The sequence below is a fragment of the Candidatus Hydrogenedentota bacterium genome, from assembly GCA_019695095.1.
GTDB lineage: Bacteria > Hydrogenedentota > Hydrogenedentia > Hydrogenedentales > SLHB01 > JAIBAQ01.
Genome location: JAIBAQ010000301.1, coordinates 1 through 5,062, shown reverse-complemented (window position 1 = coordinate 5,062; position 5,062 = coordinate 1). Strand labels below are relative to the sequence as shown.

Below are 5,062 nucleotides of genomic sequence, written 5' to 3'. Positions count from 1 at the left end.
CCATCTGCCCCATCGCACCCATCGGCCCCAGCCTGCAACTCTTTCCCCTCACCAGGGATTCATTGTGTAGGTTGTGTTCGGTAGTAGCTCCCTAGCTCAATAATTTCACAGGAGATCCCTGCCATGCGCGCTTTCCGCATCGGCCTGATTCTGTTCCTCTGCATCGTGGTGATCGGATGCGCCACTAGACATAAAGAGGCGCCCGTCAGCCCGGACCTGACTTCCGCCGAGGTCCTTCCTTCACCTCCTCCACCGCCACCTCCGCCGCCACCGCCGCAACCTTCGGTGGCGGCCAGAATGGCGCCGCCCATTGGACTGGAGGTTAAGAAGTCCGATTACCATCGCTTCGTAGTTGCTCAACCCCCGAATAACACCGAAAGCTACGACCGCATCACCGATAACAGCTTCCTTGCTGTCGACCAGAACCCGCTCTCAACCTTTTCGATCGACGTCGACACCGCCTCGTACGCGGTCGTGCGCCGCTTCCTCAACGACGGCCAACTGCCGCCCGAAGACGCTGTGCGCATTGAAGAATTGATCAACTATTTCCCTTACACTTACGCCGGTCCCACTGACGGCAAGCCTTTTGCCGCAAACATCGAACTCGCGCAGTGCCCCTGGGAACCCACTCACCGCTTGGCGCGCGTCGGTATCAAAGCCAAGGAAGTCACCTCAAAGCAGCGTCCTCCCGCGAACCTCGTGTTTCTTATCGACGTATCCGGCTCCATGCGCCCTGAAAACAAACTTCCTCTCGTAAAGCGTTCAATGGCTCTCTTGGTCGACCGTATGAAAGATGAGGACCGAGTAGCCATTGCTGTCTACGCAGGTGCCTCGGGTCTGGTCCTGAACTCAACGCCGGGCACGGAACGCGCGGCCATCCGCCGCGCAATTGAACAGCTCGACGCAGGCGGCTCAACCAACGGTGGCGAGGGCATCCAGCTCGCCTACGCAATCGCGCAAGAGTCTTTCCTCAAAAATGGGATCAATCGCGTAATCCTTGCCACCGACGGCGATTTCAACGTGGGTATCACGGACCAAAGCCAACTCGTCACCCTGATTGAGGAGAAGGCCAAAAGCGAAATCTTCTTAAGCGTACTCGGCTACGGCATGGGCAACTACAAGGACTCCACGCTGGAGAAACTCGCCGACAAAGGCAACGGTAACTACGCCTATATCGACACCTTCAACGAAGCCCGCAAAGCCCTCGTCGAACAGCTTTCCGGCACGCTCATGACCGTCGCCAAAGACGTCAAGCTGCAAATCGAGTTCAACCCCGCCCAAGTCAGCGCGTACCGTCTCATCGGATACGAGAACCGCCTGCTTAATAAGGAAGACTTCAACGACGACACCAAGGATGCAGGCGAGATCGGCGCAGGCCACACCGTCACGGCCCTCTACGAACTGGTCCCCGTGGGCGTCAGACTCCCATCCACCCAAGTCGACCCGCTGAAATATCAGTCCACGCGCCCGGTCGCCTCGGCGAACGCCAGCCGAGAGCTTTTCACCCTTAAAATCAGGTACAAGCAACCCGACGGCGACACCAGCCAGCTACTTGAATTCCCCATAGCGGGCGAAGGTAAGCCCATCGCCGAGACTTCCCCCGACCTGCGCTTCGCCGCCGCCGTCGCCGAATGGGGCATGCTCCTCCGTCACTCGCCCCACAAGGCCGCAAGCTCCTACGATGCGGCATTCGAACTCGCCACCAGCGCATTGGGTCAAGATGAGGAAGGGTATCGCTCCGAATTCCTCAGCCTTCTCAAAAAGACCCAATCGCTCTACCGGCAATCGGACGCGGACCTCCCCAAGGCCCAATAGCCGCTCAACCCATCCGCTCCGACCTGCAAGCGGCAGACTCTCCCCCTTCGGTCTGCCGCTTGCCCCCATTAAACGAGGCTCCTCCGCCCAGCCGTCCCATCGGTCCCATCAGTCCCATCGGTCCCATCAGTCTCATCGGTCACATCGGTCTCATGGGTCCCATCGGTCTCATCGGTCCCATCGGTCCCAGCCGTCTTCGCCCCAAGACTTTCTAGTTGTTATAAAATTAATCAATCGAATGATATATATTTTATCATTACACCCTACTACACAAATTAAACCCGCACAAACCTCTTGAATTTTCATTAATCAATTGATACAATTCCATCTATCAAGCGATTAAAAACTCTACACCATGGCAAAACGCGATCGAAAAGACTCTATTCTCAACGCAGCCGAGACCCTATTCGCGCTGCACGGCTATGAAGGCACCTCCACACGGGCCATCGCCGATCGCGCCGGTGCCAACCTTGCACTCATTGCGTACTACTTCAAATCCAAGGAAGGTGTCTTCCAGGAGGTGGTTTCCCGCCGTGCAACCGCTCTCCTCGACCGCGTCCGCGTCCTCGCAGAACCGATAGACCCGCCCTGGGTCCGGCTCAATCGATTCATCGAAGAGACTGTCCAATTCCTTGTGGCTGAACAACCCGAGTTCTCCCGAATTCTCCTACGAGAATCGACCGCCCCCATCGGTCACGAACACACCCGGTCTCCGATGCGGGCCTCCACCCGGCCACTCCGCGAGGTTTTGATGAGAATCCAGGCTGCAGGCCGGGCCGAAGGCGAGTTCAAGTATGCGGACGTAGACCTCTGCCTGAACATGCTCCTCGGGGTCGCCCTGATGTCTGCCGCCGACGCCGCCTCCCAGTCTCCCTCGGAGTTGTCCAGCCTGAGCCGCCGCGCCGCCGAACTCGTAGCCTCGGCTTTTCGGGGGCTTCTCGCCAAGGGCCAGCCTACCGCCGGCCCACTTCCGGAGTCTCCCCCCCAGCCCTCGCTTCCCGTCTCCACTCCCATCGACGTGCAAACCGACCGCGAAACTGGCACTCTCGGGCCTGACGCCACCTTCCAGATTGGTGAAATCGACTGATTGGCTCGCGCCTGAGGCGCCCTTTCCCCTCTCCCGGACCCGCCTCATGGAACTTCTTGCCGAAGAAGTGTATAACAGTGTCAAGTGGGTGGCGTTCGCCGGCGGTTGCGGAACCTTATATCTCATACCGGGACGCCCCATATTCATTCCAACGCGCCGCATCGAAGCGGACGGGAGGCTGCGGTGAAGAAGGTACCTCTCTTCATCATCTACATCGCGATGGTCATGTTGACGGTCGTCTCTATATGGACGACCTACGTAAGCGTTTCGGAATCGATACTGCCCAAACCCACGATCCCCGTCCCCCTTCCCAACGGCACGACCTACGACTGCTCCATTATCGCGCTGATGCTGGCTGTAGCCATCGGGCTCATGCTGTTCGCATTGAAAATGGCCATTATCGACGACTCGAAGAGACTGAATGCCTTGGGCATCATCGGTCTAACCGTGATCGGCTTCATCTCCATTTCGTTCAACCTGGACGTCCTGTACCGCGTCGCGGACCGCGACTTCTACCTGCGCTACTCGGACGCGGAGATGCGCAGGCCCTATGAGGAATTCCTGAGCAAGTCGCAGGCAGAGCTGCTGGATCGAAAGGACAGCGCACTGCGAGTGGTCGCGAAGCAAGAGGGCGAACTCCAGGCGGAAATCGAGGGCCTGCGAAAGAAGCCGGCGGGCTACGGCAACGAGGCGCGCAAAGAAGACTATGCACTGACGCTCAAGCGGAAGGAATCGGAGGTCGACCTCAAGAGCGTCGAAGAGGCATTGCTCATAAAGAAGGAAGCCGACCGGCTGCTGGCGGAATCCGTCCCCGCGACCATAGACGACATCTTCGCGTTGCAGGATAAGCTTCGAGTGGTATTGAAAGACCTGAGCGCGGCCTCGGGTGTCGCTCTTCCTCCCCCGGTCCGCCTTGAGAATCACTTATTCGCGGTCTTCAAGAAGTTCTCGCACTTCAGTGAGATCGGTATTAAGGAAGTCTTCTTTCTGTTGATTGCCTTCTTCCTGGACCTGGGCGATATCATCGGTTACAGCTTGGTTCCCAACAAGTCGAAGAAGAAGTCCGTTGCGACCTGGTCCGCGACACCGCTTCAGTCCGGCCCGGAGATCATCCTCCCAAGCGGCGCAAAGAGCCCGGTTACGGTGTTTTCGGAAGGCAGCGCGCTGCCAAGCAACGAGCCTGCTCCCTTTGAAGACTCAATGACTGGCGAACTGGAAGCCCCGGACGAGGCAACGGGCACTATAGGCTCCGCGGCAGCGCGACGCAGACGCGCAGTACGGCTAAGAAAACACTAGCGCGGTTCACGTTTACTTGCATCTCTGCTGCCTTCGTCTCCTTGCGTGGTGAGTCTGATGCCAAATCCTTCGCTGTCGCTCCTAAGAAACACGGCAAAAAGAGATCCCTGTTGTGTGGAAGCCAGACTGTCATCCCGAGCAAAGCGAGGGATCTGGCTTAAATCCGGCCGTTTCTTACGAACGACACGAAAAGACCGAGCCCACTCAAAATGGCCCACCTATTCAAACGCAGCGTGCTTCACTGATCGTCACTGTATCTTATGCCAGTCTGGCCGTATAACCGTCCCCACCAAAAACAACAACGCCCGGCGGAACCGCCGAGCGCTGCTTGTAAAGACTTCGATGTAGATTCGGCCTAGTAGTAGCCGCCGCCGACCTTCACGCCGGGAATCATGTCCCCGTTTTCGCCGCGCGGAGCATCCACCAGCCCGAAGAGCATGTCCGCCTCGCACACGATAGAGTCATCGACGCGCGCCTTCGCATGCACTTTACACGCGTTCTTGCGCATGTGCACCATTTCCGCTTCGAGCAGAAGCTGATCGCCGGGCACAACCGCCCTCCGGAACTTCGCACGGTCGATTCCCAGGAAAATGGCCACCTTCGTAGGTGCGGATTCCGTGTTATGGAACATCAGAACTGAACTGGCCTGCGCCATGCTCTCGATGATCAATACGCCCGGCATCACGGGCATCGACGGCCAATGCCCCTGGAAAAACGGCTCGTTCACAGACACATTCTTGATGCCGACCACCCGCTCATATGGCACGTAGGAAACGATGCGGTCGACGAGCAGGAACGGAAAACGGTGCGGCAGCACCTTCATAATCATATTGACGTCGATAGCGGTGGGCAGCTTCGACAGCG

The 5,062-nt window shown here is 58.0% G+C and carries 4 protein-coding genes; 3 read left to right on the top strand and 1 reads right to left on the bottom strand.

What is annotated here, in order from left to right:
- The first annotated feature begins 123 nt into the window (after positions 1-123).
- From K1Y02_25235 to K1Y02_25225, 3 genes are all read left to right on the top strand, one after another.
- A complete protein-coding gene (locus K1Y02_25235; protein ID MBX7259685.1) occupies positions 124-1,815 on the top strand; it encodes a VWA domain-containing protein in 1,692 nt (563 codons plus the stop codon).
- A gap of 355 nt (positions 1,816-2,170) precedes the next feature.
- A complete protein-coding gene (locus K1Y02_25230) occupies positions 2,171-2,902 on the top strand; it encodes a TetR/AcrR family transcriptional regulator (protein ID MBX7259684.1) in 732 nt (243 codons plus the stop codon).
- Positions 2,903-3,085: 183 nt separating this feature from the next.
- Complete coding sequence (locus K1Y02_25225; GenBank protein MBX7259683.1) at positions 3,086-4,198, top strand: hypothetical protein; 1,113 nt, start codon at positions 3,086-3,088, stop codon at positions 4,196-4,198.
- 355 nt (positions 4,199-4,553) lie between these two features.
- Here K1Y02_25225 and fabZ read toward each other — a convergent pair whose 3' ends face one another.
- Positions 4,554-5,027 (bottom strand): 3-hydroxyacyl-ACP dehydratase FabZ, encoded by a 474-nt coding sequence (gene fabZ / locus K1Y02_25220; GenBank protein MBX7259682.1) that lies wholly within the window; start codon positions 5,025-5,027, stop codon positions 4,554-4,556.
- Between the last annotated feature and the right edge of the window lie 35 nt (positions 5,028-5,062).